This is a genomic window from Kitasatospora sp. NE20-6, assembly GCF_045862635.1.
Genome location: NZ_BPRL01000012.1, coordinates 129,910 through 156,877, shown reverse-complemented (window position 1 = coordinate 156,877; position 26,968 = coordinate 129,910). Strand labels below are relative to the sequence as shown.

Genomic DNA, 26,968 nt, shown 5'->3' with positions numbered 1-26,968 from the left:
AGCCGGGCGCCGAAACCCACGAACCGGGAGATTCCGCTCAGCATGCCCACGCGCAACGACATCCGTAACGTCGCCATCGTCGCCCACGTCGACCACGGCAAGACCACGCTGGTCGACGCCATGCTGAAGCAGGCAGGCGCCTTCGCCGCCCACCAGCACCTCGACGACCGAATGATGGACTCGAACGACCTGGAGCGCGAGAAGGGCATCACCATTCTCGCGAAGAACACCTCCGTGAAGTACCACCCCAAGGACGGGGGCGTACCGATCAACATCAACATCATCGACACCCCCGGCCACGCCGACTTCGGTGGCGAGGTCGAGCGAGGCCTGTCGATGGTGGACGCGGTCGTCCTCCTCGTCGACGCCTCCGAGGGCCCGCTGCCCCAGACCCGCTTCGTGCTCCGCAAGGCGCTGCAGGCCCGGCTGCCCGTCATCCTCTGCATCAACAAGACGGACCGCCCGGACTCCCGGATCGACGAGGTCGTCAACGAGACGTACGACCTCTTCCTCGACCTGGACGCGGACGAGGAGCAGATCGAGTTCCCGATCGTCTACGCCTGCGCCCGTGACGGCATCGCCTCGCTGACCAAGCCGGAGAACGGCACCGTCCCCGGGGACAGCGACAGCCTGGAGCCGTTCTTCTCCACGATCCTGGACCACGTCCCGGCCCCGGTCTACGACGAGGCGGCCCCGCTCCAGGCCCACGTCACCAACCTCGACGCCGACAACTTCCTCGGCCGCATCGCGCTGCTCCGCGTCGAGCAGGGCGAGCTGCGCAAGGGCCAGACCGTGGCCTGGATCAAGCGCGACGGCACGATCCAGAACGTCCGCATCAGCGAGCTGCTGATGACCGAGGCGCTCACCCGCAAGCCCGCAGAGAAGGCCGGCCCGGGCGACATCTGCGCCGTCGCCGGCATCCCGGAGATCATGATCGGCGAGACCCTCGCCGACACCGAGAACCCGATCGCGCTCCCGCTGATCACCGTCGACGAGCCGGCCATCTCGATGACGATCGGCACCAACACCTCGCCGATGGTCGGCAAGGGCGGCGGCGGCAAGGGCGCGGACGCGAAGGCCACGGTCAAGGACCGCAAGGTCACCGCCCGCCAGGTGAAGGACCGCCTGGAGCGCGAGCTCATCGGCAACGTCTCGCTCCGCGTGCTGGACACCGAGCGCCCCGACGCGTGGGAGGTGCAGGGCCGTGGCGAGCTGGCGCTGGCCATCCTCATCGAGACCATGCGCCGGGAGGGCTTCGAGCTCACCGTCGGCAAGCCGCAGGTCGTCACCCGCGAGGTCAACGGCAAGACCCACGAGCCGGTCGAGCGCCTGACCATCGACGTGCCCGAGGAGCACATGGGCCCGGTCACGCAGCTCATGGGCATCCGCAAGGGCCGGATGGACAACATGTCCAACCACGGCTCCGGCTGGGTCCGCATGGAGTTCGTCGTGCCGTCGCGCGGCCTCATCGGCTTCCGCACGGAGTTCCTCACCAGCACCCGCGGCACCGGCATCGCGCACTCGATCCACGAGGGCTACGAGCCGTGGTTCGGCGTCCTGACCACCCGCAACAACGGTTCGCTGGTCGCCGACCGCTCCGGTGTCGTCACCGCCTTCGCGATGACCAACCTCCAGGAGCGCGGCGTGCTGTTCTGCGACCCGGGCACCGAGGTCTACGAGGGCATGATCGTCGGTGAGAACTCGCGTGCCGACGACATGGACGTGAACATCACCAAGGAGAAGAAGCTCACCAACATGCGCTCCTCCAACGCGGACGTGGCCGAGTCCATCGTGCCGCCGCGCAAGCTCTCGCTGGAGCAGTCGCTGGAGTTCTGCCGCGAGGACGAGTGCATCGAGGTGACCCCGGAGACCGTGCGCATCCGCAAGGTCGTCCTGGACGCCAAGGACCGCGGCCGTACGGCCTCGCGCGCCAAGAAGGGCTGACGGGAGACCGTCCCCGGGCCGGCCGGTCCCACCCTGCGGGGTGGGGCCGGCCGGCTTCTTTGTGACGCTTCGCTGTCGACGCGCGTAGCGCAAGGGCCCGGCCGATGTTCGATAGTCGGACGTGACCCACCGTCATGCATGGAAACTGTCCGTTTCACCCCGGTTGCGTATGTCCTGAATGTCCGATGTATGAAACTAATTCGTCCTGCATGTGACCAAATTGAGATCCGTAATGGTCCGTTCCGCATCTCTGAGTGACCGATAGTGGGACAAGTCGAGCTCGGGTCACGGGTCACGCGCAGGGGTGCGCGCCGAACCTCGGGCGAGGAAGCACCGCCTGGTCACGGCACCGATGCCGGCCACCTCCCCGCGGTGTTCTCCACGTTGCAACACGGATTCAGGAGGCACACCCATGCGCGGTGCCAGCCAGGCCAAGTGGGTCGTCGCAGCCGTCGCGGTCGCCCTCGCCGCAACTGCCTGCGGCAGCGGCGGAAGCTCTGCCGGCGGTTCGTCCGACGGCGCGGTCAACGCCCAGGGCACGTTCAGCTACCAGAGCGCCGAGCCGCAGAACCCGCTCCAGCCGGCCAACGCCATGGAGAACCAGGGCGGCCGCATCATCAAGCAGCTGTTCAAGGGCCTCGTGGACTACGACCCCGCGACCGGCGACCTCCGCAACCAGGTGGCCGACAAGATCGAGACCACCGACGCGCAGCACTACACCGTCACGCTGAAGTCCGGCTGGACGTTCCACGACGGCACCCCGGTCACCGCGGCCTCCTTCGTGGACGCCTGGAACTGGTCCGCCAACGTGAAGAGCGGCCAGATCAACTCGGACTGGTTCTCCGACATCGCCGGCTACGCGGCCGTGCACCCGGAGACCGGCGACCCGACCGCGACCACGATGTCCGGCCTCAAGGTCGTCGACGACACCCACTTCACGATCGAACTGACCGGCCCGGTCTCGTACTTCGAGTACAAGCTCGGCTACACGGCCTTCTCGCCGCTGCCGAAGGCCTTCTACACCGACCCGGCGAAGTACGGCCAGTCGCCGATCGGCAACGGCCCCTACAAGTTCGTGTCGTGGGAGCACAACAAGGCGATCACCGTCGCCGCCTACGACAAGTACGCCGGCGTCGACAAGGCGAAGAACGGCGGCATCGTCTTCAAGAACTACTCCCAGCCCGAGGCGGCCTACAAGGACCTCACCTCGGACACCCTGGACGTTCTCGACCAGGTCGACCCGACCGACCTCGCCTCCTACAAGACGGACCTCGGCGACCGCGCCGTGGACCAGGCCCAGGGCGCGATCCAGGCCATCTCCTTCGCCCTGTACCAGGGTGACTGGAGCGGCGTCGACAAGGCCAAGGTCCGCCAGGGCCTGTCGATGGCGATCGACCGCGACACCATCACCAAGACGGTGCTCAACGGCTCCCGCCAGCCCGCCAACAGCTGGGTCGCCCCCGGCGCGATGGGCTACAAGAACGACACCTGCGGCGAGTTCTGCACCTTCGACCCGGCCAAGGCGAAGCAGCTGATCGCGGCCGGCGGCGGCGTCCCCGGCAACAAGATCACCATCGTCTACAACTCCGACGGCGGCCACAAGGAGTGGGTGGACGCGGTCTGCAACTCCATCCGCCAGTCCACCGGCGTGGAGTGCCTCGGCGACGCCAAGCCGGACTTCAAGACCTCGCGGGACCTCATCAAGAACAAGAAGGTCCAGTCGATGATGCGCACCGGCTGGGTGCAGGACTACCCGCTGAACGCCAACTACCTGCGCGACGTCTACGGCACCGGTGCCGCGGCCAACGACGCCGGCTACTCCAGCCCCGAGTTCGACAAGCTCGCCGCCGAGGCCGACAAGGCCACCACGGTCGAGAAGACCGCCGACCTGTACCAGCAGGCCGAGGCCCAGCTCGCCAAGGACATGCCGGCCGTCCCGCTCTGGTACTACAAGACCAACTCGGGCTACTCGAACAACGTCCAGAACGTGAAGTTCGACTCGTTCGGCGACCCGGTCTTCACCCAGGTCGAGGTCAAGCAGAAGTAATCCGCGCCACTTCACGGCCCGGACCGACACGGCCGGTGCCCGTCCCCGCCCCACGAGGGCGGGCAGGCACCGGCCGTCGTCACGCCGAGAACCTCTGACATCGGGACGACAGCCCGTCAGAGCATTGGATGGAGGCACGATGGGGCGCTTTGTCGCGAGGCGACTGCTCCAAATGATCCCGGTCTTCCTCGGGACGATCACCCTGATCTTCCTCATGGTGCACGTCCTGCCGGGCGACCCGGTCGCGGCGATGTGGGGCGACAAGGCTCCGGACCCTGCCCAGCTCGCCGCGTTCAAGCACGAGATGGGCATGGACAAGCCGCTGGTCCAGCAGTACCTGGACTACCTGGGCAACCTGCTCACCGGCGACTTCGGCACCACGATGGACCACCGCAGGGTGATCGACGTGATCTCCGACGCGCTCCCCGTGACCGTCCGGCTCGCCCTGATGGCCTTCGCCATCGAGGTCGTGCTGGGCGTCGGCATCGGCCTCGTGTCCGGCCTGCGCCGCGGCAGGGCACTGGACAAGGGCACCCTCGTGCTCACCCTGCTGCTGATCTCGATCCCGGTGCCCGTGCTCGGCTTCGTCTTCCAGAACGTCTTCGCGACGAACCTCGGCTGGGTGACCCCCACCGTCCAGGACTCGATGAACCTCGGTCAGCTCCTGCTGCCGGCCTTCGTCCTGGGCTCCCTGTCGCTCGCGTACGTGGCGCGGCTCACCCGCACCTCGATCGTCGAGAACGTCAAGTCCGACTACATGCGCACCGCCGTCGCCAAGGGCCTGCCCCGGCGCCGGGTCATCGGCACCCACCTGCTGCGCAACTCGCTGATCCCCGTGGTGACCTTCCTCGGCACCGACCTCGGCGCCCTGATGGGCGGCGCGATCGTCACCGAGGGCATCTTCAACGTCAAGGGCGTCGGCAACGCGCTCTACCACGCGATCAACCTGAAGGAAGGCGCCACCGTCTCCGGCTTCGTCGTCGTGCTGGTGCTCGTCTACCTCGCCGCCAGCCTGATCGTCGACCTGCTCTACGCGGTCCTGGACCCGAGGATCCGGTATGCCTGACCTGATCGAGAAGAAGAACGCGGAGATCCCCGCGCAGCGCACCGGGCAGAGTGCCGAGCCCAAGCCGGAGAAGGCCCGCAGCCTCGGCCTCGACGCCTGGCACGACCTGCGCCGCCGCCCGATCTTCCTGCTCTCCGCGCTGCTGATCGTGCTGCTGGTCGTGATCGCGATCGCGCCCGGCCTGTTCACCTCGGTGGACCCGCGCGCCGGCGACCTGCGCAACCACTACCTGACGCCGCCGAACTACGGCCACCTCTTCCAGGCCGACTGGTTCGGCTACGACGGCCAGGGCCGCTCGATCTACGCCCGGGTGCTGTACGGCGCCCGCGCCTCGGTCGTGGTCGGCATCTGCGTCACCGCGGGCGTGACGATCCTCGGCGGCCTGACCGGCATGATCGCCGGCTACTTCGGCGGCTGGGTCGACACCGTGGTCTCCCGGGTCACCGACATCTTCTTCGGCATCCCGCTGCTGCTCGGCGCGCTGGTCATCCTCAACGCCTTCACCTCGCGCTCGATCTGGAGCGTGGTCTTCGCCCTGGTCGCCCTCGGCTGGACGCAGATGACCCGCGTGATGCGCGGTTCGGTGATCACCGTCAAGCAGGCCGACTTCGTCACCGCCGCGAAGGCGCTCGGCGCGGGCACCGTGCGGATCCTCTTCAAGCACATCCTGCCGAACGCGATCGCCCCGGTGATCGTGGTCGCCACGATCGCGCTCGGCGGCTACATCGCCACCGAGGCCACGCTGAGCTTCCTCGGCATCGGCCTGCAGGACCCGACGATCTCCTGGGGCATCGACATCAACTCGGCCCAGAAGGTCATCCGCACCGCCCCGTTCGTGCTGTTCTTCCCCGCGGGCATGCTGAGCCTCACCGTGCTGGCGTTCATCATGCTCGGTGACGCGGTGCGCGACGCCCTCGACCCGAAGCTGCGCTGAGAGGCGGAGACACCATGACCACTGCGATCGAGAAGACCGCCACGGCGCCCGCAGGCCGCCTCGTGCCCGGCACGCCGCTGCTCGAAGTCCGTGACCTGCACGTCGAGTTCAAGACCCGTGACGGCGTCGCCAAGGCCGTCAACGGGGTCAACTACTCGGTGGCCGCCGGTGAGACGCTGGCCGTGCTCGGCGAGTCCGGCTCCGGCAAGTCCGTGACCGCCCAGACCATCATGGGCATCCTCGACATGCCGCCCGGCCGCGTCACCGCCGGTGAGATCCTGTACCGCGGCCGCGACATGCTCACCATGTCCGACGAGGAGCGCCGGAAGGTCCGCGGCCGCAAGATCGCGATGATCTTCCAGGACGCGCTGTCCTCGCTCAACCCGGTGCTGAGCGTCGGCTACCAGCTCGGCGAGATGTTCCGCGTGCACGAGGGCGCCTCCCGCAAGGAGGCGAAGGCCAAGGCGATCGAGCTGATGGACCGGGTGCGCATCCCGGCCGCCGCCCAGCGGGTCGGCGACTATCCGCACCAGTTCTCCGGCGGCATGCGCCAGCGCATCATGATCGCGATGGCGCTCGCCCTCCAGCCCGACCTGATCATCGCGGACGAGCCGACCACCGCCCTGGACGTCACCGTCCAGGCGCAGGTGATGGACCTGCTCGCGGAGCTCCAGGCCGAGTACCACATGGGCCTGATCCTCATCACCCACGACCTGGGCGTGGTCGCGGACGTCGCCGACAAGATCGCCGTCATGTACGCGGGCCGGATCGTCGAGACCGCCCCCGTCCACGAGCTGTACGCCGACCCCGCGCACCCGTACACCAAGGGCCTGCTCCGGTCGATCCCCCGGCTGGACCAGAAGGGCGAGGAGCTCTACGCGATCAAGGGCCTGCCGCCGAACCTCTACCGGGTGCCGGCCGGCTGCGCGTTCAACCCGCGCTGCGAGGCGGCCACCGACCTCTGCCGCACCGAGACCCCGGTGCTGCACCAGGTGCTCGACCGCGACGGTGCCGAGCTCGCCGGCCGCCGCAGCGCCTGCCACCTCTGGAAGGAGACCCTCCATGGCTGAGCCGATCCTGGAGGTCCGGAACCTGGTCAAGCACTACCCGCTCAGCCAGGGCGTCCTCTTCAAGAAGCAGGTCGGCGCGGTCAAGGCCGTCGACGGCATCTCCTTCTCCCTCCACAAGGGCGAGACGCTCGGCATCGTCGGCGAGTCCGGCTGCGGCAAGTCGACGCTCGCCAAGGTGCTGATGAACCTGGAGCGGGCCACCGCCGGCCAGGTGCTCTACAAGGGCGAGGACATCTCCAAGCTGTCCGGCGCCGCCCTGAAGGCCGTGCGCCGCAACATCCAGATGGTGTTCCAGGACCCGTACACCTCGCTCAACCCGCGGATGACGGTCGGCGACATCATCGGCGAGCCGTACGAGATCCACCCCGAGGTCGCCCCCAAGGGCGACCGGCGCAAGGCCGTCCAGGACCTGCTGGACGTCGTCGGGCTGAACCCGGAGTACATCAACCGGTACCCGCACCAGTTCTCCGGCGGCCAGCGCCAGCGCATCGGCATCGCCCGCGGCCTCGCGCTCAAGCCCGAGATCATCATCTGCGACGAGCCGGTCTCCGCCCTCGACGTCTCCGTCCAGGCACAGGTCATCAACCTGCTGGAGCAGCTGCAGCAGGACTTCGAGCTCTCCTACATGTTCATCGCGCACGACCTCTCGATCGTCCGGCACATCTCCGACCGCGTCGGCGTGATGTACCTCGGCACCATGGTCGAGATCGGCTCGGACGAGGAGATCTACGAGCACGCCACCCACCCGTACACCCAGGCGCTGCTCTCCGCCGTGCCCGTGCCCGACCCGACCGGCCGGGAGAACCGCGAGCGGATCATCCTCTCCGGCGACATCCCCTCGCCGGCGAACCCGCCCTCCGGCTGCCGCTTCCGCACCCGCTGCTGGAAGGCGGAGGAGCGCTGCTCGACCGAGGTGCCGCTGCTCGCGGTGCCGTCCCTCCCGGACGGCCCGGCCCGGCACGAGTCGGCCTGCCACTTTGCCGCCGTCCGCGAGGCCGCGGCGGTCTGACCGGCACTTCCGCAGGGCCCGGACACCGGCAACGGGGTCCGGGCCCTGCGGCGTCCGCGGGCAGGATCACTCTCCGTGCACCCATCCGGCGGTACCCCGCGCGCGCCGCCGCGTGACCTTGTTTCTCATGGGGTGTGATGCGACACACGTCCTGAGGAGGAAGCCCCATGTCCGCCAGAGCCACCAGAAAGCGCTGGGCCCTGATCGGTGCGACATCCGTGGCCCTCGTGGCCAGCGGATGCGGCAGCAGCGGTGACAGCGGGGGAGGCACCGGCGCCTCCGACTCGGGCAAGACCTTCAGCTACCAGAGCAGCGAGCCGCAGAACCCGCTGCAGCCGGCCAACGCCAACGAGACCGGCGGCGGCCGGATCGTGCAGAACCTCTTCAAGGGTCTGGTCGACTACAACCCCGAGAACGGCGAGCTCCGCAACCAGGCCGCCGAGAAGATCGACACCTCCGACGCGCAGACCTTCACCGTGACCCTCAAGACGGGCTGGACCTTCCACGACGGGTCGCCGGTCACCTCGAAGAGCTTCGTCGACGCGTGGAACTGGGCGGCCAGCACCGGGAACAACCAGATCAACAGCTCCTGGTTCGGCGACATCGAGGGTTACAAGGACGTCCACCCGGAGAGCGGCAGCCCGACCAAGACGACGATGTCGGGCCTGACCGTCACCGACGACACCCACTTCACGATCAAGCTGTACAACAAGGTCTCGTACTTCACGTTCAAGCTCGGCTACGTCGCCTTCTCCCCGCTGCCCGAGGGCTTCTTCAAGGACCCGGCGGGCTACGGCCAGAAGCCGATCGGCAACGGCCCGTACCAGTTCGTGAGCTGGGACCACAACTCCCAGGTGGTCACCAAGGCCTTCGCCAACTACCAGGGCGTCGACAAGCCGAAGAACGGCGGCGTCGTCTTCAAGATGTACACCACCGCCGAGGCCGCCTACGCGGACCTGCAGTCCGGCAACCTCGACGTGATGGACCAGGTGCCGCCGTCGGCGCTGGCCACCTACAAGACGGACCTCGGCGACCGGGCGATCGACTCCCCGCAGGGCGCGATCCAGAACATCGGCTTCACCCTCTACCAGCCCGAGTGGGCCGGCGCGAACACGGCGAAGGTCCGCCAGGGCCTGTCGATGGCGATCGACCGCGACACCATCACCAAGACCGTGCTCCAGGGCTCCCGCGCCCCCGCCTCCGCGTGGACCGCCGATGGCGTCCAGGGCTACAAGGCCGGCACCTGCGGCGACTTCTGCACCTACGACCCGGCCAAGGCGAAGCAGCTCATCCAGGAGGGCGGCGGCGTCCCCGGGAACAGCCTGAAGATCACGTACAACGCGGACGGCGGCCACAAGGAGTGGGTCGACGCGGTCTGCAACTCGATCCGCCAGGCGACCGGCGTCAACTGCGTCGGCGACCCGAAGACCGACTTCAAGACCGCCCGCGCGGCGATCACCGGGCACACCATCAACGGCGCCTTCCGCACCGGCTGGGTGCAGGACTACCCGCTGAACGCCAACTTCCTCGCGGACGTCTACCGCACGGGCGCGGCCTCGAACGACTTCGGCTACTCCAGCCCGGAGTTCGACAAGCTCGCCACCGAGGCGGACCAGGCCGACAGCATCGACGCCACCGCGACCGGCTACCAGAAGGCCGAGGCCGTGCTGGCGCAGGACATGCCGGCGATCCCGCTCTGGTACTACCGCACCAACTCGGGCTTCTCCACCAACGTGCAGAACGTGGTGTTCGACTCGTTCGGCAACCCCAACTGGACCGGGGTCGAGGTCAAGAGCTGACCACCCCGCCGGCCGGCCCCGTCCTCCCCGCACGGAGGGCGGGGCCCCGGCACTAGCCGCCTCAGCGGAAGGAGGCACCCATGGGCAGCTACGTCCTACGGCGGGTGCTGCAGATGATCCCGGTGTTCATCGGCACCACGCTCCTGATCTTCCTCATGGTCTACACCCTGCCCGGCGACCCGATCGCCGCGATGTACGGCGACAAGGCCGCGGACCCGGCGCAGGTCGCCAACCTGCGGCACCAGTTCTACCTCGACCAGCCGCTCTGGAAGCAGTACCTGCACTACATGAACAACGTGCTCCACCTGGACTTCGGCACCAGCTTCACCGGCCGGCCGGTCTCCGAGATCATGGCCGACGCCTTCCCGGTGACCATCCGGCTGGCGCTGGTCGCGTTCTTCTTCGAGATCTTCGTCGGCCTCCCGCTCGGGCTCATCTCCGGCCTGAAGCGCGGGCACCTGGTGGACACCATGGTGCTGGTCCTCACCCTGCTGGTGATCTCCATCCCGGTGTTCGTGCTCGGTTACATCGCCCAGACCGTCTTCGCGACGAATCTGGGGTGGGTCACACCCACGGTCCAGGACTCCGAGGACATCACCCAGCTGATCCTGCCGGGCATCGTGCTGGCCTCCCTGTCCCTCGCGTACGTCGCCCGGCTCACCCGCACCTCGATCGGCGAGAACCTCCGCGCCGACTACATGCGCACCGCCGTCGCCAAGGGGCTGCCGAAGCGCACGGTGATCACCCGCCACCTGCTGCGCAACTCGCTGATCCCGGTGGTGACGTTCCTCGGCACCGACCTCGGCGCCCTGATGGGCGGCGCGATCGTCACCGAGGGCATCTTCAACGTCAAGGGCGTCGGCAACATCCTCTACCGCGCCGTCAGCCAGAAGGAGGGCCCGACGGTGGTGGGCATCGTCACGGTGCTGGTCATCGTCTACCTGGTCGCCAGCCTGGTCGTCGACCTGCTCTACGCCGTCCTGGACCCGAGGATCCGCTATGCCTGACGTGCCCGACCCCCACGAGCAGCTGCCGCCGAAACCGTCGTTCAGCGACCATCTCGAATACGCCGGCAGCCAGGGGCTGTCCGTCGAGCACGAGACGATGGTCGAGCCCGACCCGGTCAAGCGGGAGGAGGCGCGCAGCCTCTGGGGCGACGCCTGGCGCGACCTGCGGCGCCGGCCGATCTTCATCATCTCGTCGCTGCTGCTCGTCCTGCTGCTGCTGATGGCGATCGTCCCGCAGCTCTTCACCGACACCAACCCGCGCGCGGCCGACCTCGTCAACGACTTCCTGAAGCCGCCGGACTGGACGGACTTCTTCGGCGCCGGCTGGTTCGGCTACGACGGCCAGGGCCGCTCCATCTACGCCCGGGTCATCTACGGGGCCCGCGCCTCGATCACCGTCGGCATCTGCGTCACCCTGGCCGTCACGGTCCTCGGCGGCCTCACCGGCATGGTCGCCGGCTACTTCGGCGGCGTGGTCGACACCGTGGTCTCCCGGATCACCGACGTGTTCTTCGGCATCCCGCTGCTGCTCGGCGCCCTGGTGCTGCTGAACGCCTTCACCACCCGCAACGTCTGGTCGGTGGTGGTCGCGCTCGCCGTCCTCGGCTGGACCCAGATCGCCCGCGTCATGCGCGGCGCCGTCCTGACGGTCAAACAGGCCGACTACGTGGTCGCCGGCCGGGCCCTGGGCGCCGGCACCGGACGCCTGATGTTCCGGCACATCCTGCCGAACGCCATCGCGCCGGTGATCGTGGTCGCCACGATCGCGCTCGGCGGCTACATCGCCGCCGAGGCGACGCTCAGCTTCCTCGGCATCGGCCTGCAGGACCCGACGATCTCCTGGGGCGTCGACATCTCGTCGGCCCAGAAGGTGATCCGCACCGCCCCGTACGCCCTGTTCTTCCCGGCCGCGGCGCTGTCCGTCACCGTGCTGGCCTTCATCATGATGGGCGACGCGGTGCGCGACGCCCTCGACCCGAAGCTGCGCTGAGCGAGGGGACGCGACAGTGAACACCTCCATCGAGTCGGTCGAAGGCGTCCGGCAACAGCCCTACGAGGGGCCGCTGCTCGACGTCCGCGACCTGCACGTCGAGTTCAAGACCCGTGACGGCGTCGCCAGGGCCGTCAACGGGGTCAACTACAGCGTCAGCGCGGGCGAGACGCTGGCCGTGCTCGGCGAGTCCGGCTCCGGCAAGTCCGTCACCGCGCAGGCGATCATGGGCATCCTCGACATGCCGCCCGCCAGGATCCCGCAGGGCGAGATCCTCTACCGCGGCGAGAACATGCTGACGATGTCCAAGGAGGAGCGCCGGCGGATCCGCGGGCAGAAGATCGCGATGATCTTCCAGGACGCGCTGTCCTCGCTCAACCCGGTGCTGAGCGTCGGCTACCAGCTCGGCGAGATGTTCCGTGCGCACGAGGGCGCCTCCCGGCAGGAGGCGAAGGCCAAGGCGGTCGAGCTGATGGACCGGGTGCGCATCCCCGCCGCCCAGGAACGGGTGAACGACTTCCCGCACCAGTTCTCCGGCGGCATGCGCCAGCGCATCATGATCGCGATGGCGCTCGCCCTCGAACCCGACCTGATCATCGCGGACGAGCCGACCACAGCCCTGGACGTCACCGTCCAGGCGCAGGTGATGGACCTGCTCGCGGAGCTCCAGGCCGAGTACCACATGGGCCTGATCCTCATCACCCACGACCTGGGCGTGGTCGCGGACGTCGCCGACAAGATCGCCGTCATGTACGCGGGCCGGATCGTCGAGACCGCCCCCGTCCACGAGCTGTACGCCAACCCCGCGCACCCGTACACCCGCGGGCTGCTGGACTCCATCCCCCGGCTCGACCAGAAGGGCCAGGAGCTCTACGCGATCAAGGGCCTGCCGCCCAACCTGATGCGCATCCCGCCCGGCTGTGCCTTCAACCCGCGCTGCCCGCGCGCGCAGGACATCTGCCGCCAGGAGGTGCCGCAGCTCTTCGACGTGACCCGCGACGACGGCGTGCCCGCCCCCGGGCGGGGCAGCGCCTGCTTCTTCTGGAAGGAGACGCTCCATGACGAGTGACGGATCCACCGCGATCGGCTCCTCGGCCACGGCACCGGAGGAGATCGCGTTCGAGAAGCCGGTGAGCCGCGGCGAACCGATCCTGGAGGTGCGCGACCTCTTCAAGCACTTCCCGCTCACCAAGGGCATCCTCTTCAAGAAGCAGGTCGGCGCGGTCAAGGCGGTCGACGGCGTCTCCTTCGACCTGATGCAGGGCGAGACGCTCGGCATCGTCGGCGAGTCCGGCTGCGGCAAGTCGACGCTCGCCAAGGTGCTGATGAACCTGGAGCCGGCCACCGCGGGGTCCGTCCGCTACAAGGGCGAGGAGATCTCCAAGCTGTCCGGTGCCGCCCTGAAGGCCGTGCGCCGCAACATCCAGATGGTGTTCCAGGACCCGTACACCTCGCTCAACCCGCGGATGACGGTCGGCGACATCATCGGCGAGCCGTACGAGATCCACCCCGAGGTCGCCCCCAAGGGCGACCGGCGCAAGGCCGTCCAGGACCTGCTGGACGTCGTCGGGCTGAACCCGGAGTACATCAACCGGTACCCGCACCAGTTCTCCGGCGGCCAGCGCCAGCGCATCGGCATCGCCCGCGGCCTCGCGCTCAAGCCCGAGATCATCATCTGCGACGAGCCGGTCTCCGCCCTCGACGTCTCCGTCCAGGCACAGGTGATCAACCTGCTGGAACAGCTGCAGGGCGAGTTCAACCTGTCGTACATGTTCATCGCGCACGACCTCTCGATCGTCCGCCACATCTCCGACCGCGTCGGCGTGATGTACCTCGGCAAGATCGTCGAGATCGGCTCGGACGAGGAGATCTACGAGCACGCCACCCACCCGTACACCCAGGCGCTGCTCTCCGCCGTGCCCGTGCCCGACCCGGCCGCCCGCGAGGACCGGGACCGGATCGTGCTCACCGGCGACGTCCCCTCCCCGGCGAACCCGCCCTCCGGCTGCCGCTTCCGCACCCGCTGCTGGAAGGCCCAGGAGAAGTGCGCCGAGGAGGTGCCGGAGCTGACCGTGCGGGAGTGGCTCAAGGGGCGGGCGGCGCACGACTCGGCGTGTCACTTCGCTGCGGAGCGCGACATCAGGCCGTGAGCGCGGCGGCCGTGGACGGCGGACGGCGGCGGGCCCCTTCCCGGAGGAAGGGGCCCGCCGCCGTCGTGCCGGGGGGACGCGTCAGAGCGTCTTGGTGGCCCGCTGCTCGGGCAGTTCCGCCGAGGCGGGGGCGGCGGGTGCGGCCGCCACGACGTCCTTTTCCTCCGGGAAGTGGCAGGCCGTCAGGTGGCCGTCGGTGCTGCCGGTGATCTGCACCAGCGGCGGCTCCTCCGTCGCGCACTTGTCCTGCGCCTTCCAGCAGCGGGTGCGGAAGCGGCAGCCGGACGGCGGGTTGAGCGGCGACGGCACGTCGCCGACCAGCCGGATGCGCTCGGCGGAGACGTTGTCCGGGTCGGCGTCCGGCGCGGCGGAGAGCAGCGCGTGCGTGTAGGGGTGGCGGGGCCGCGCGTACAGCGACTCGCGGTCGGCGATCTCGACGATCTTGCCGAGGTACATGACCGCGACGCGCTGCGAGAAGTGCCGCACGATCGAGAGGTCGTGCGCGATGAAGACGAACGCGATGCCGAGCTCGCGCTGCAGCTTCTGCAGCAGGTTGACGACCTGCGCCTGGATCGACACGTCGAGCGCGGAGACCGGCTCGTCCGCCACGATCAGCTTCGGGTTGAGCGCGAGCGCACGGGCGACGCCGATGCGCTGGCGCTGGCCGCCGGAGAACTCGTGCGGGAAGCGGTTGTAGTGCTCGGGGTTGAGCCCGACGATCTCCAGCAGCTCCTTGACCCGGGCCTCGCGGCCGCCGGCCGGGTTGATGTTGTTGATCTCCATCGGGCCGGTGATGATCGTGCCGACCGTGTGGCGCGGGTTCAGCGAGGAGTACGGGTCCTGGAAGATCATCTGGATCTCGGACCGGATCGGCGCGAGCTCCTTGCGCGAGGCGTGCGCGATCTCCTGGCCGAGGTACTTGACCGATCCGGCGGTGGGCTCGTACAGCCGGGTGATCAGACGGCCGGTCGTCGACTTGCCGCAGCCGGACTCGCCGACCAGGCCGAGGCTCTCGCCCGCGGCGACGCTGAAGCTGACGTCGTCGACGGCCTGGACGGCACCGACCTGGCGGCGGAACGGGAAGCCGCCCATCACCGGGAAGTGCTTGGTGAGGCCGGAGACCTCCAGCAGCGGGGTGCCTGGGGCGGTCGCCGTGGCGGCCGGCTCGCTCAGAGTCTTCTCTGCGCTCATGGGATTTCCTTAGTCCTTTACCGAGGTCTGATCAGCTGCTCAGCCGGGGCAGGATCTGCTCGGTGAGGATGGACTGCTTCTGCGCGCCCGTGAGGTGGCAGGCGCTGAGGTGGCCGTTGGCGAGCTCCAGCGGGGGCCGGTCGGTGCGGCAGCGGTCGCCGGTGACGAGCTCGCGGTACTCGCAGCGCGGGTTGAACGCGCAGCCCGACGGCGGGTTGAGCAGGCTCGGCGGGGTGCCCGGGATCGGCTGCAGCGGCACGTCGACCGGGGCGTTGATCCGCGGGATGGAGCTCAGCAGGCCCCAGCCGTAGGGGTGCTGCGGGGTCTTGAGGACCTCGCGCATGGTGCCGCGCTCGACGGCCCGGCCCGCGTACATCACCAGCACGTCGTCGGCGATCTCGCGGATCACGCCGAGGTCGTGGGTGATGAAGACGATCGAGGTGCCGAACTCCTGCTGGAGGTCCTTCAGGAGGTCGATGATCTGCGCCTGCACCGTCACGTCGAGCGCGGTGGTGGGCTCGTCCGCGATGATCAGCTTGGGGTTGCAGACCAGCGACATGGCGATCATGGCGCGCTGGCGCATGCCGCCGGAGAACTGGTGCGGGTACGAGTCGACGCGCTTGTCGGGCTGCGGGATGCCGACCTTGTCGAGCATCTCGATGGCGCGCGCCCGGCCCTCCTTCTTGTTCGCACCGGTGTGCTTCATGAAGGGTTCGGCGATCTGCCGGCCGACCGTGTAGTACGGCGAGAGCGCGGCCAGCGAGTCCTGGAAGATCATCGCCATCTTGTTGCCGCGGAGCTTCTCCAGCTCCCGCTGCGGCAGGCCGAGGAGCTCCTGGCCCTCCAGCTTCACGGAACCCTCGACCGTGGCGTTGCGAGGGTTGTGCAGGCCCATGACGGCCAGGTTGGACACCGACTTGCCGGAGCCGGACTCGCCGACGATGCCGAGGGTCCGGCCGGCTTCGAGCTCGAAGCTCAGGTCGTTGACCGCCTTGACGATGCCGTCCTCGGTGCGGAACCGGACGCGCAGGTCCTGGACGCTGAGGAACGGGGTGCCGGCCTTCGGCGCCTGGGTGTCTTCGGCCTTGGTGAGGGTGCTCACGGTCGGATCTCCTCGGGGAGCGGGCGGTGCGGGGCGGGGACGGATGCGGGGCCGGTCATCCGATCCTCACCCGGGGGTCGAGGAGGCCGTACGCGGCGTCGATGATGATGTTGAAGATCAGGATCGACGCGGCACTGATCATCAGGACGCCCAGCTCCAGCATGGTGTCCTGGGTGACGACCGAGCGCACCGCCAGCATGCCGAGACCGTGGATGCCGAAGGAGAACTCGGTGATGATCGCGCCGGAGAAGACCGCGCCGAGGTCGATGCCGAAGATGGTGATGACCGGGGCCATCGCACCGCGCAGGGCGTAGCGCCACCAGACGTACCGGCTCGACATGCCCTTCGCGCGGGCCGCGCGGATGTGGTCCTCGGAGAGCTGCTCGATCATCAGCGACCGCACCTGGCGGCTGTAGTTCGACCAGAAGATGACCGACATCACGAGCCAGGGCAGCAGCATCCCGGCGAACATCGCGGCCGGGTCCTCGGTGAACGGGGTGTAGCCGGGCTTGTCCATCCAGTGCAGCGTGGTGACGAACAGCGCGATCGACAGCGGCGCGATGAAGTAGATCTGCGTCGACTGGCCGAGCAGGGAGACCGAGCTGGCGATCTTGTCGAAGGTGCTGCCCTGCTTCCAGGCGGAGAGCATGCCCAGGGTCACGCCGATGACGAGGAAGCAGATCGCCCCACCCGAGGCCAGCACGAAGGTGGCCGGGTAGTTGGAGACGATGATGTTCCACACGTAGTCGTTGCGCCCGTAGGAGTAGCCCAGGCAGGGAGCGTGGCAGAAGCCGTCGCTGTACTGCGTGCCGAGCACCAGGCCGCGCATGTACGTCCACACCTGCTCGGGCATGGACTTGTCCAGACCCATGTTGTGTCTGAGGTTCTCCAGCTGCTGGGGGGTGCAGGTCTTCGGGCAGCTGAGCATGGCCTGGTCGACCGGCAGCGTCATGACCGCCAGGTACGTCAACAGGACCAGCAGGAAGAGGATGACAATCGCGCCGAGCGCCCGGCGGATGAGAAATCTGAGCATGGGTTGGGCTCTTCCGAGTGAGGGCGCCGGCGGCGGCCGCGTCGTGGAGAGTGCCTGGCACGGTCGGGGCCCGGATGAGGGCCTGTGGGTGGTCGGCAGTGGGCCCGGTGGGGGCCGCTCGGTCGAGCGGCCCCCACCGGGTGTGGTGGCAGGAGTGTCTCCCGCCGCCGTTCGGTGCTTACTTGACGTAGATGCTGTTCACGTCGATGGCGCCGATGACCTCGTTGAAGCCCACGGCACCCAGACCCGCGCCGTACACCTGGTAGAACTTCGAGTAGGTGGTCGGGATCTTCGGCGCGTCGGCGAGCATCTTGTCGGCGAGCTTCATCCACTCGTCGGCGGCGGCCTTCTGGTCCGTCATCGCCTGGATGCGGTCGATCTCCGCGTTGTTCGCCTCGCTGTTGTAGTGCGAGTAGTTCGGCGAACCGTCGGCGATCTTGCGGCCGTCCATGGTCGGCGGGATGACGGTCGAGGCGACCGGCCAGTCGGCGCCCCAGCCGGTGCGGTACAGGTCGTACGGGTTGTCCTTCTTGCCGATGACCGAGTAGTAGGTCGTCGGGTCCAGCTCCTTGCGCTCGACCTTGAAGCCGGCCGAGTTCAGGGCCTCCTGGACGGCGGCCGAGATCGGCTGCCAGCGCGGGGTGTTGGAGTACGCCAGGACGATCGGGTAGTTCTCCGCGCCGGCCTCCTTCAGGAGGGCCTTGGCGGCCACCGGGTCACCCTCGGGCTTGGCCTTCAGGCCCAGCGGGTCGGTGTCCTTCCAGCCCGAAACGGTCGGGCTGATGAGGTTGTTGGCCATGTCGCCGGTGGCGGCGCCGCCGAGGAGCTTGTAGACCTGGGCGCGCGGGAAGGCGAGCGCGAGGGCCTTGCGGACCTTCGGGTCCTTCACGCGGGTGTTGTTGATGTCGAAGACGTCGACGAACGGCATGAACTTGCTGACCAGGCGGTCCTTGTAGGACGCGTCGCCGGAGATCTTCGCGATGTTCGGCGCGTCGGCGGCCTGGACGAGCGTGATGGCGTTCTTGTCGTTGCCGTTGCCGGCCATCAGGCGGGTGGTGAGCGCCGGGTTCGTGATGCCGAGCTCGAACTCCCAGCCGTCCACGAACTGGTGGCGGATCGGGTCCGACTTCGGGTCCCACATCGGGTTCTTGACGAACTTGATGGACTTGTCCGGCTCGTGGCTCGCGATCTTGTAGGGACCGATCGAGTCCGGGTGGACGTCGTACTTCTCCTTGGTGTCCTTCGACTTCTGGATCGGCGCGATGTTGGGCATCGCGGCCGCGTAGGGGGCGTCGAGGTGCGCCTCCTTGAAGTGGAAGACGATGGTCTTGTCGTCGGGGGTGCCGATGACGTCCTCGCCGAGCTCCTTGCCGCCGTACGGGCCCTCGTAGACCTTGCGGTAGTCGGCGCCGGACAGCCACTCCTGGATGAAGGCCGGGCCCTGGTCCTGGTAGGCCGCGTACAGGCGCTCGATGCCGTACTTGACGTCCTTCGAGGTGATGGCGGTGCCGTCCTCGAACTTCAGGTTGTCCTTGAGGGTGAACGTCCAGGTCTTGCCGTTGTCCGACGTCTTGCCGGTGTCGGTGGCGAGGTCGCCGACCAGGATGGTCTTGCCGGTGACCGGGTCGACCTTGTAGTTGGTCAGGGTGCGGTTGTAGAGCGCCGCGATGGCCTGGTACTCGTTGACGTAGATCTGGCCGGGGTCGAGGTGGTCGAGACCTGCAGACTCGATGCCGTACGCGGTGCCACCGGTCTTGGAACCCGCGACGGCGGGGGCCGGGCCGGTGGAGTCGGCCAGGGTGCCCAGGCCGAAGTTCTGCACCTCGGACTTGGCACTGCCGGCCTTGTCGCCGGACTTGTTGCTGCCGGCGTTGCTGGAGCAGCCGGTCAGGGCCAGGGCGCCGATGGCCAGCATCGCGGGCACGTACGCTGCCTTGCGAAGTCTCATGGATTCCTACCTGTCACTGGGCATGTGATGTCTGGTCAGCGCGAGAGCCGGGGCCGGTTCGGTACTGCCGGACGGGGTGCTGTTGCTGTGCTGTGCTGTGCTGTGGTGCGAGGGTGCGGTGTTACTGGATGGTCTTCGGGTCGAGAGCGTCCCGGACCGCGTCCCCGAGCAGGTTGAACGCGAGGACGAAGATCGTCAGCGTGAGGCCCGGGAAGATCAGGTAGGCGAGGTCGGTGTCGTAGTACTGCGCGGCATCGGCGAACATCCGGCCCAGGTCCGGCGTGGGACTGACCATGCCCACGCCGAGGAAGGAGAGGCCTGCCTCGGCGGTGACCATCGCGGGGAGCATCAGCGTGGTCTGCACCAGGATGGTGGTGGAGAGGTTGGGCAGCAGTTCCTTGAAGATGATGCGCCGGGAGGAGGCACCGGCGATCTTCGCGGCCTCGACGTACTCGCGCTCGCGCAGGCTCAGCGTCATGGCGCGCAGCAGGCGGGCGAGGCCCATCCAGCCGAGGAACGACAGCACCGTCCACATCGCGACGATGCGGATGTGGGTGGGCGTCTCCTTGTTGAGCGGCACGAAGAGGTTCAGCACGATCGGCGTGAACGCGATGAAGAAGAGCTGCGAGGGCATCGCGAGCAGCAGGTCGGTGAAGCGGCCGACGAAGTAGTCGAACTTCCCGCCGAGGTAGCCCTGGGCGATGCCGATGACCGCGCCGACCAGGGTCGAGACGATCACGATGACCACCGCGATGCCCAGCGAGGTGCGGACGCCGTAGATGATGTTGGTGAACACGTCCTGACCGGTCTGCGGCGAGACGCCGAACCAGTACTCGCCGCTCATGCCGCCGTTGACGCCGAGCGGCATGTTGAACTCGTCGAGCAGCGTCACGTCGCGCAGCCCGTAGAAGGCGTACGGGTCCTTGCCGTACAGCGCCGAGATGAGGGGGGCGCAGAGAGCGACCAGGACGTAGAAGATCACGATCCCGGCGCACACCACTCCGGTGCGGTTGCGCTTGAAGCGGCTCCAGGCGATCTGGCCCGGCGTGCGCCCGAGGAGCCCGGCCGGCTTGTTGCCGGCGAGGTCCGACGTGGACCCGACGAGGACGGAGTCGTCCTCCACCGTGGTCCCGGTTGGCGTCGTCATGGTGCTAAAGCTCCCGACCGTGGTCTGTGTAGCAGCAAGGAGAAAAAAGTTGGATGCACGGACTCTCGCAACTCGTTTATCGAACGTCAAGAGTTCCTCAGTTGCCGGACACCTATTTTTTGCTTCGTGCTGGAATGTCAACCACTTCGTAGCCCGAAACCGCTTGACATGTGCGCCGTGAGACGGTCGAAACCGGACATAAACATCTAAAGCGTGTTCACAAGTCCGTAACTCGCGCGACGCAACTCCGCTATCAGGACGCGGCGTTCGACTCTGCGGTTGGTCGATGCGCGTAGACATGATGTCCGATTTCGCGCTTTCCGTGCACCTTTGTCCGGTGCAATTGGATGTCCGATAATCGGACACTACCGTTTCCCGGTGTGTCCGGGGGAATTCAGGGGCAGGCTGGGGCCGGGGCCGGTGCCTATTAGGGGGCTCCTTGATGGCAAATTCACGCCACTGGCGAGTTTTCGCCGCCTATTCCGCCCTACTTCTCGAAGCCGATGTTCTCGTACACGGTGTCCGAGAGCCCGGGGGCGCCGAGGTTGGCGAGCGTCCGCCGGACGCCGTAGATCACCGGGCGCTGGTAGAGCGGCACCAGGCCGGCCACCCGCCAGGCCTCCTCGTCGGCGCGGTTGATCGCCTTGTACCCCTCCTCGGTGGTCGTCGCCGAGGCGGCGGCGTCCATCGCCCGGTCGAGTGCGTCGCTGCCGACCTGGCTGACGTTGCCCCCCGCGCCCTGCTGGAACGTACCGCGCGACGACGTCGCCGGGAAGGGTGTCCCGGGCATGCCGAAGACGGTCAGATCGAAGTCGTGGCGGTTCACGTGGGCGTCCAGGAAACCGGCCGCCGCGGTGGACTCCACGGTGACCCGCACCCCCACCGCGCGGAGGTCCTGGACCACCTGCACGGCCTCGTTGGCCGCCAGCATGCTGCCGGCCGGGGTCACCAGCCGCAGGCTCAGCTCCGTGCCGTCGCGGGTGCGGGTCCGCCCGCCCTCGCTGTGCCAGCCGGCGGCCTCCAGCGCGTCGGAGGCCGCCTGCGGGTCGTACTGGCTGAGCCCGGCGGAGTTGTCCTGGTAGCCGTTCTGGCCGGGCACCAGGAAGTGGTTGTTCATCGGCGTGTACGGCCAGTCGAGCCCCTGGAGCCCGGTGCGGGCCATGGTCTCGCGGTCGATCGCCTGCAGCACCGCCCGCCGCACGGCCGGGTCGGTCAGCTGCGGACTGCGCCCGTTCAGCGCCAGCACGCGCATGCCGGGACCGCCGGCCTTGCGGACCGCGCCGTCCGGCGCGGCCTCGGCCGTGCGGTAGCCCGCGGCGTCCTGCGAGACGTCGAAGTAGTCGACGGTGCCCCGGGTGAACGCGTCGGCCATGTCGGCCGGCTCCATCGCGCGGAAGACGATCCGGTCGAGCAGGGGCTTCTCGCCCCACCAGTCAGGGTCGGCCTCCACCGTGACGGTGTGCGCCTCGCGGTCGGTGCCGGCCTGGCGGAACGGGCCCGCGGAGACGGGCAGGCGGCCCAGGAAGGCCGTGTTGAAGCCCTCCGCGGTGCCGACGTAGGCCGCGGGCAGCAGAGGGGCGCCGGCGGCGTTGTTGAACATCGCCTGCCACTCGGCGAAGCGGGTGCGGAACACCATGACGGCCTGGTGGTCGTCGTGTCCGCGGGTCACCGACTCGACCCGGTCGAAGCCGGCCGTCGAGGCCGTCCGGTAGCCGGGATCGGTGCCCCGCAGCGCCTTCCAGGTCGCCTGGAGGTCCTTCCAGGTGATCGGGGTGCCGTCCGACCAGTGGGCCTTCGGGTTGAGCGTCCAGGTGACGGTCTGTCGGCCGTCGGCCGTGGCGCCGGCGGCGGCGTCCAGCAGGTAGGCCTGGTTCGGCGTCTGGGTGCCGCCCGCGTCCGACCGCCAGAACGTCGGCAGCAGCGCCTTGGTGACGGCCAGGGTGGCCGGGCCGGTGCCGTCGACGTGCAGGGGGTTCCACTGGGCGGGCAGCTGGTCGATCGCCCACTGCAGGCCGCCGCCCCGGCGGAGGTCCGTCCGCGCGTGCCCGTTGACGTCGGTCCGGGTCATCCCGGCCAGGTCCGCGTCGGCGGCCCTCGCCGGGGCGCCCAGTGTCGTCCCGCCGTCGGCGCCCGTGCTCGAACACGAGCAGAGCGCCAGGACGAGGGCGGCTGCGGCGGCGGTCACGGCGATCGGGAACCGGGGTCTGGTCACGCAGGTCTCCCAGCGGTGCGGTGCGGCGGGGGTGGCCGACGGCAGGGCGGGACGGCTCGGCTTGGGGAATCCTGCTGAGCGGGCGCCCGGCTTGTCGACGGTGCACCGATCAAGGATTGGTAACGTGCACCGGCCGGCCGCCGCGTGGGCCACTTTGTCCCGTTCTGCCCCGCCACTGGCGAGTAACCGCCAGGAACGCCGCGGAGGCCGGGCCTGCGGCGGTGCCGCGGACCCGGCCTCCGCGGCCGGTGCTGGGGGAACGGGTCAGGCGGGGAAGACGAAGACCCGCTCCTTGCCGCTCTTGTCGAGCACGGAGGCGATGCCGTCCGCGACGTCCTGCGTGGTGATCGGCGCGAGCGCGCCGCTCTTCCGGGTCTTCGAGCGGTCGAAGACGCCGCCCAGGGCGGTGTCCAGCTTGGCGAGGTCCCAGGTGAGCACGATCTTGCCGGAGGCGTCCGGGGCGAGCGTGAGGGCCCTGCTGGCCGTCAGCTTGCCGAAGTCCCACTTCTTGGTGCCCGCCTTGAGCGTGACGTTGCCGGCCAGCACCTGCTTGCCGAGACCGGCGGCGGCCGCCTTGAGGGCGTCCTCGCCGACCTTCGGCTGCGCGGCCGTCAGGGTCAGCGCGATCTCGCCCTCGGCCAGCCCGGCGGCCCGCTTGCGGTAGGCCTGCTCCACCTGGTCCGCCGCGGCGGCCGGGTCGAGGGCCTGGCCGGGCTTGCCGGCCACCACCTGGGTCTGGCCGGTCGCGGTGAACTCCACGCGGCCCTCCTGCAGCCCCTGGCCGGCCTTGCCGGCCAGCTCCTCCAGGGCGGCCTTCAGCTTGGCCCGGTCGACCTTGACCTCCGGCGCGACGGCCTTGCTGCCGCCCGTCAGCGAGCCGATCACCTCGACCGGGCTGTAGCTGTGGCTGGTGAGCCCGTCGACGGTGGCGGTGGTGTCGAAGCTCAGCCCGGCGGTGGTCGGGTCGAGGGTCAGCGCCTGCCCGGCGAGCTTCAGCTTGAGCGGCTCCCGGCCGGTCTTCGCCACGGTGCCGTCGAGCGTGCTGACCGCCTGGTCGCGGGTGTCGCCGCCGATGTCGGTGCCGAGCACCGTGGTGCCCTTGGGGATGTCGGCCTGATTGAGCATCAGCCCGGTGCCGTACGCCGCCGCGCCGACGAACAGCACGCCGACGACCGCGTACGTGACCAGCTTGCGGCCGCGGCCGCGGCGCCTGGCCGGAGCCGGGGGTGCCGCGGGGGTCTCGGTCTCGGCGGGCGGGGCCGCGGCGGGCGCCGGAACCGGCTCCGGTGCGGGCGCGCCCGGCCCGGGAGCGCCCGGGAAGCCGCCGAACGGGTCGGCGGGCCGGTCGGCGGCGAAGGGGTCCGCGGCCTGCGGCGGGGCGTACGGCGCGGCGAAGGGGTCCGCGACCGCCGGGGCCGTGCCGAACGGGTCGGCGGCCGGCGTGCCGGGTATGCCGCCCGGCCGTACGTCGTCCCGGATCGGCTCGAAGCCGCCGATCTGGGTGTCCTCCGGCTCGCCCGCCGCGGCGGCGGCCGCACGGCCCGCGGCGAACGGGTCGGCCGGGCCGCTGCGGAACGGGTTGTCCTGGCCGGCGCCCCCCGCGAACGGGTCCGCCGCGTGCTGCTGCGGGTGCTCGTCGTGCCCCGGCGCCGGGACGGCGAACGGGTCGTCGGCGAACCGGCCGGCCGGGGGACGGCCCCGGCCGGGCCCGGTCTGCTCCTGCGGCTGCGCGGCGTACGGGTCCTGCGGCGGTGCCGCGAACGGGTCCTGCGGCGGTGCGTACGGGTTCCGGGCGCCCGCGAAGGCGTCCTGCGGGCGGGCGGCGTACGGGTCCTGCGGCGGTGCCGAGAACGGGTCCTGGGCGCCGGCGAAGGGGTCCTGCGGGCCGCCGTCCGGGTTGCCGGCGAAGGGGGTGGCGGGGGCGCCGGTCGGCCGCGGGGCCTGCCGCTGCTCGCCGATGACGGGGCCGCGCGGTCCGGCGGCCTGCGGCGGGCCGGGCCGCCGAGGTGCGGCCTGCGGCGCGGCCTGAGGTGCGGCGGCCGCGGCGGGGGCCGGGGATCCTGCCGGGGGACCGTCCTGGCGGCCCCTCGGGCGCGGACGGAACCACTCGCCGGTCGACTCGGGGTTGCTGCCGTCGGGCCGGCCCGGACGGGGCTCCTGCCACTCGGGCGGGAGCTCCGGCGTCGCGGTGGAGGTGCCGCTGTCCATGACGCCCAGCACCGGCGAGCCGCCGGTGTTGGCGCGGTGCCGGGGTGCGCCGGGCTCCGGGGCGGGGGCCGGTGCCGGAGCGGGGGCGGCGGCGGGCTCCTCGTTCTTGACGGGGCTGCGGACCACGACCGGCGGGATCGGCCGGGAGCCGGGGATGTTGATCCGGATCCGGGTCGTCAGCGTGGTCTCGGTCTTCGGCCCGTCGTCGCCGGGGTCTCCGATCGCCGCGGCCTGCGCCGCGGTCCCGAAGGGGTCGTCGCTGGCGCCGTGGGCGAAGGCCGCGGCGCCGGGGAGACCCGTGCCGGGCAAGCCGGTGCCGTACGGCGGGGTGCCGGAAGGGTAGGCGTCCGCGCCGTCGGCCGGCCGACGACCGGGGTTGCCCCCGCGGGGCGGCGGGTACGCGCTGTCAGATTCGCGGCTGCTCAATGCTGCTCTGCTCCGGGTTCGCGGTTCGCGCCGGACGGCACCGACCACGGGTTGTGGGGCGCCGTCCCGCGTGCGGCGGGGCCGCGGTGCGGGTCGGACGGACCCTCCGACACCAGCTTCTTCACGTGCCGGCCGAGACGGCGCCGCCACCACGTGGTTGGGGCTGAAGGTACCTTCCCGCCCTGCACCCGAGGCATCCGGGGCCGTCGTTCCCCGGCCGTAGGGCCGGGGCGCCTGCACCGGCACCACCATACTGGGAAGCGCCGAGCGGCGATCGGGAACGGAAAGAACCCGATACGTCCGATAATTCCCCTATGGGACTAGGGATGCGGCTGCCTGACCGGCCGCGGCCGGTCGGCCGGCGGAACCCCGAACGTGAAGCCCGTCCGGGTCGGCAGGGTCGCGCAGACGACGCCCGACACCGCGCCGGCGAACAGGTAGAGGTACGAGGTCAGACCGGCCGCCAGGACGAAGTCGCCCTCCGGGCGCGGTGCCATCAGCATCATCAGCATCACGAACCAGCCCGCCAGCGGGATGCCCGCGCCGAGCTTGGTGCCGGTCGCCCGCAGCCCGCCGTAGAAGAGCCCCGCGCTCGCGAGGACCGCCAGCAGCACCCCGAACGGCGGCCACAGGGCCTGCACGAAGGCTCCGCACAACGACACCGCGCCGCCGAGCAGGAACAGCACCGCGTAGATCGCCACCCGCAGCCCGCGCGGGGGGAGCGGCTCGGCCAGCCGCTCGGCACGGGTGCCCAGGACGTGCTTCGGGTTCACAGCTCCACCCCGGCGAAGAGATCGGTCTCCGGCAGCGGGCCGCCCGGCCGGCCGCGCACCAACTGGTAGTACTCGGTCGCCACCAGCGGCTGGCCGAGGTCGTTGCTGAGGGCGAAGTACGCGCCGTCCACGGTGATCTGGGTGGCGTGCGCCGCCATGGCGGCGGCCTTCGCACCGGCGTACGCCGCGCCGTCCAGCACCGTCGTGACGACCTCGTCGTCCACCACGCCGGGGACGTCGCCGACCGACGCGGTGCCCGGGAACAGCCCGGCGGCCGCCGTCTCCTCCAGGCCCCGCTCGATCACCGAGCGGGGCATCCGGGCGTGGTAGACCTTCGCGATCCGCCACGCCGGGCCGAGGTTGGGCCGGTGCGCCGGGTCGGCGGCCAGCTCGTGGGCGCGCATCGCGACCCGGTGCGCCTGGATGTGGTCCGGGTGCCCGTAGCCGCCGTTCTCGTCGTACGTCACCAGCACCTGCGGGCGGACCTCGCGGACGACGGCGACCAGGTGGTCCGCGGCCTCGTCCACGTCGGCCTGCCAGAAGCAGCCCGGCCGGTCGTTGTCGGGCAGGCCCATCATCCCGGAGTCCCGGTACCGGCCGGGGCCGCCCAGGAAGCGGACGTCCTCGACGCCGACCGCGGCCGTCGCCGCGGTCAGCTCACCGATCCGGTACGGGCCGAGGGCGTCGTCGCGATCGGCCGCCAGGTGGGCCAGCCCGGGGCCGATCACCTCGCCGCCCTCGCCGAGGGTGCAGGTCACCAGCGTGACCCCGGCACCCTCGGCGGCGTACCGCGCCATGGTGGCCCCACTGACGATGGACTCGTCGTCGGGGTGCGCGTGCACCAGGAGCAGTCGGCGGGGCCGGCGGTCGGAGGCTGCGGTCATGGCCGCCAGCCTAGCGACCGGCCGTCC

The 26,968-nt window shown here is 69.8% G+C and carries 20 protein-coding genes; 11 read left to right on the top strand and 9 right to left on the bottom strand.

The window, feature by feature from the left end:
* The first annotated feature begins 42 nt into the window (after window positions 1-42).
* The 11 genes from typA (at window position 43) to SNE206_RS13575 (ending at window position 14,017) form a co-directional block, all read left to right on the top strand.
* Window positions 43-1,944, top strand: coding sequence for a translational GTPase TypA (gene typA / locus SNE206_RS13625; RefSeq protein ID WP_407913574.1), 1,902 nt, complete (start codon window positions 43-45; stop codon window positions 1,942-1,944).
* 412 nt (window positions 1,945-2,356) lie between these two features.
* Window positions 2,357-3,991: an ABC transporter substrate-binding protein gene (locus tag SNE206_RS13620; protein ID WP_407913573.1), complete on the top strand. Its 1,635-nt coding sequence runs from the start codon at window positions 2,357-2,359 to the stop codon at window positions 3,989-3,991.
* Between the two features lie 139 nt (window positions 3,992-4,130).
* Entirely contained in the window at window positions 4,131-5,057 is a 927-nt protein-coding gene (locus SNE206_RS13615) for an ABC transporter permease (RefSeq protein WP_407913572.1), read from the top strand.
* A complete protein-coding gene (locus SNE206_RS13610; RefSeq protein WP_407913571.1) occupies window positions 5,050-5,991 on the top strand; it encodes an ABC transporter permease in 942 nt (313 codons plus the stop codon). Before SNE206_RS13615 ends, SNE206_RS13610 begins: the two co-directional genes overlap by 8 nt.
* 14 nt (window positions 5,992-6,005) lie before the next feature.
* Window positions 6,006-7,061 (top strand): ABC transporter ATP-binding protein, encoded by a 1,056-nt coding sequence (locus tag SNE206_RS13605; protein WP_407913570.1) that lies wholly within the window; start codon window positions 6,006-6,008, stop codon window positions 7,059-7,061.
* Window positions 7,054-8,070, top strand: a complete 1,017-nt coding sequence (locus SNE206_RS13600) for an ABC transporter ATP-binding protein (protein WP_407913569.1) — start codon at window positions 7,054-7,056, stop codon at window positions 8,068-8,070. The genes SNE206_RS13605 and SNE206_RS13600 overlap by 8 nt, the downstream gene beginning before the upstream one ends.
* A gap of 167 nt (window positions 8,071-8,237) precedes the next feature.
* Complete coding sequence (locus SNE206_RS13595; RefSeq protein WP_407913568.1) at window positions 8,238-9,869, top strand: ABC transporter substrate-binding protein; 1,632 nt, start codon at window positions 8,238-8,240, stop codon at window positions 9,867-9,869.
* A gap of 80 nt (window positions 9,870-9,949) precedes the next feature.
* Complete coding sequence (locus tag SNE206_RS13590; RefSeq protein ID WP_407913567.1) at window positions 9,950-10,876, top strand: ABC transporter permease; 927 nt, start codon at window positions 9,950-9,952, stop codon at window positions 10,874-10,876.
* Complete coding sequence (locus SNE206_RS13585) at window positions 10,869-11,867, top strand: ABC transporter permease (protein ID WP_407913566.1); 999 nt, start codon at window positions 10,869-10,871, stop codon at window positions 11,865-11,867. The genes SNE206_RS13590 and SNE206_RS13585 overlap by 8 nt, the downstream gene beginning before the upstream one ends.
* A gap of 16 nt (window positions 11,868-11,883) precedes the next feature.
* Window positions 11,884-12,936, top strand: a complete 1,053-nt coding sequence (locus SNE206_RS13580) for an ABC transporter ATP-binding protein (RefSeq protein ID WP_407913565.1) — start codon at window positions 11,884-11,886, stop codon at window positions 12,934-12,936.
* Window positions 12,926-14,017 (top strand): ABC transporter ATP-binding protein, encoded by a 1,092-nt coding sequence (locus SNE206_RS13575; protein WP_407913564.1) that lies wholly within the window; start codon window positions 12,926-12,928, stop codon window positions 14,015-14,017. The genes SNE206_RS13580 and SNE206_RS13575 overlap by 11 nt, the downstream gene beginning before the upstream one ends.
* An 81-nt stretch (window positions 14,018-14,098) precedes the next feature.
* Here the strand turns inward: SNE206_RS13575 and SNE206_RS13570 are convergent, their stop codons facing one another.
* The 9 genes from SNE206_RS13570 to mshB form a co-directional block, all read right to left on the bottom strand.
* Window positions 14,099-15,208: an ABC transporter ATP-binding protein gene (locus SNE206_RS13570; RefSeq protein WP_407913563.1), complete on the bottom strand. Its 1,110-nt coding sequence runs from the start codon at window positions 15,206-15,208 to the stop codon at window positions 14,099-14,101.
* A 31-nt stretch (window positions 15,209-15,239) separates the two neighbouring features.
* On the bottom strand, window positions 15,240-16,310 hold the full coding sequence (locus SNE206_RS13565; RefSeq protein ID WP_407913562.1) for an ABC transporter ATP-binding protein: 1,071 nt from the start codon (window positions 16,308-16,310) through the stop codon (window positions 15,240-15,242).
* A 55-nt stretch (window positions 16,311-16,365) separates the two neighbouring features.
* Window positions 16,366-17,343, bottom strand: coding sequence for an ABC transporter permease (locus SNE206_RS13560; RefSeq protein ID WP_407913561.1), 978 nt, complete (start codon window positions 17,341-17,343; stop codon window positions 16,366-16,368).
* A 178-nt stretch (window positions 17,344-17,521) separates the two neighbouring features.
* Window positions 17,522-19,291 carry an ABC transporter substrate-binding protein gene (locus SNE206_RS13555; RefSeq protein WP_407913560.1) on the bottom strand — a complete coding sequence of 590 codons (1,770 nt, stop codon included), beginning with the start codon at window positions 19,289-19,291 and terminating at the stop codon, window positions 17,522-17,524.
* A 121-nt stretch (window positions 19,292-19,412) separates the two neighbouring features.
* Window positions 19,413-20,438 (bottom strand): ABC transporter permease, encoded by a 1,026-nt coding sequence (locus tag SNE206_RS13550; protein ID WP_407913559.1) that lies wholly within the window; start codon window positions 20,436-20,438, stop codon window positions 19,413-19,415.
* Between the two features lie 487 nt (window positions 20,439-20,925).
* Window positions 20,926-22,650: an ABC transporter family substrate-binding protein gene (locus SNE206_RS13545; protein WP_407913558.1), complete on the bottom strand. Its 1,725-nt coding sequence runs from the start codon at window positions 22,648-22,650 to the stop codon at window positions 20,926-20,928.
* A gap of 264 nt (window positions 22,651-22,914) precedes the next feature.
* Window positions 22,915-25,167, bottom strand: a complete 2,253-nt coding sequence (locus SNE206_RS13540) for a hypothetical protein (RefSeq protein WP_407913557.1) — start codon at window positions 25,165-25,167, stop codon at window positions 22,915-22,917.
* A gap of 437 nt (window positions 25,168-25,604) precedes the next feature.
* A complete protein-coding gene (locus SNE206_RS13535; RefSeq protein WP_407913556.1) occupies window positions 25,605-26,057 on the bottom strand; it encodes a DUF6113 family protein in 453 nt (150 codons plus the stop codon).
* Window positions 26,054-26,941: an N-acetyl-1-D-myo-inositol-2-amino-2-deoxy-alpha-D-glucopyranoside deacetylase gene (gene mshB / locus SNE206_RS13530; protein WP_407913555.1), complete on the bottom strand. Its 888-nt coding sequence runs from the start codon at window positions 26,939-26,941 to the stop codon at window positions 26,054-26,056. The genes SNE206_RS13535 and mshB overlap by 4 nt, the downstream gene beginning before the upstream one ends.
* Window positions 26,942-26,968: the final 27 nt, after the last annotated feature.

Coding starts and splice junctions, on each gene's coding strand:
- typA (WP_407913574.1), top strand. CDS start 43: ATGCCCACGCGCAACGACATCCGTAACGTCGCCATCGTCGCCCACGTC.
- SNE206_RS13620 (WP_407913573.1), top strand. CDS start 2,357: ATGCGCGGTGCCAGCCAGGCCAAGTGGGTCGTCGCAGCCGTCGCGGTC.
- SNE206_RS13615 (WP_407913572.1), top strand. CDS start 4,131: ATGGGGCGCTTTGTCGCGAGGCGACTGCTCCAAATGATCCCGGTCTTC.
- SNE206_RS13610 (WP_407913571.1), top strand. CDS start 5,050: ATGCCTGACCTGATCGAGAAGAAGAACGCGGAGATCCCCGCGCAGCGC.
- SNE206_RS13605 (WP_407913570.1), top strand. CDS start 6,006: ATGACCACTGCGATCGAGAAGACCGCCACGGCGCCCGCAGGCCGCCTC.
- SNE206_RS13600 (WP_407913569.1), top strand. CDS start 7,054: ATGGCTGAGCCGATCCTGGAGGTCCGGAACCTGGTCAAGCACTACCCG.
- SNE206_RS13595 (WP_407913568.1), top strand. CDS start 8,238: ATGTCCGCCAGAGCCACCAGAAAGCGCTGGGCCCTGATCGGTGCGACA.
- SNE206_RS13590 (WP_407913567.1), top strand. CDS start 9,950: ATGGGCAGCTACGTCCTACGGCGGGTGCTGCAGATGATCCCGGTGTTC.
- SNE206_RS13585 (WP_407913566.1), top strand. CDS start 10,869: ATGCCTGACGTGCCCGACCCCCACGAGCAGCTGCCGCCGAAACCGTCG.
- SNE206_RS13575 (WP_407913564.1), top strand. CDS start 12,926: ATGACGAGTGACGGATCCACCGCGATCGGCTCCTCGGCCACGGCACCG.
- SNE206_RS13570 (WP_407913563.1), bottom strand. CDS start 15,208: ATGAGCGCAGAGAAGACTCTGAGCGAGCCGGCCGCCACGGCGACCGCC.
- SNE206_RS13560 (WP_407913561.1), bottom strand. CDS start 17,343: ATGCTCAGATTTCTCATCCGCCGGGCGCTCGGCGCGATTGTCATCCTC.
- SNE206_RS13555 (WP_407913560.1), bottom strand. CDS start 19,291: ATGAGACTTCGCAAGGCAGCGTACGTGCCCGCGATGCTGGCCATCGGC.
- SNE206_RS13550 (WP_407913559.1), bottom strand. CDS start 20,438: ATGACGACGCCAACCGGGACCACGGTGGAGGACGACTCCGTCCTCGTC.
- mshB (WP_407913555.1), bottom strand. CDS start 26,941: ATGACCGCAGCCTCCGACCGCCGGCCCCGCCGACTGCTCCTGGTGCAC.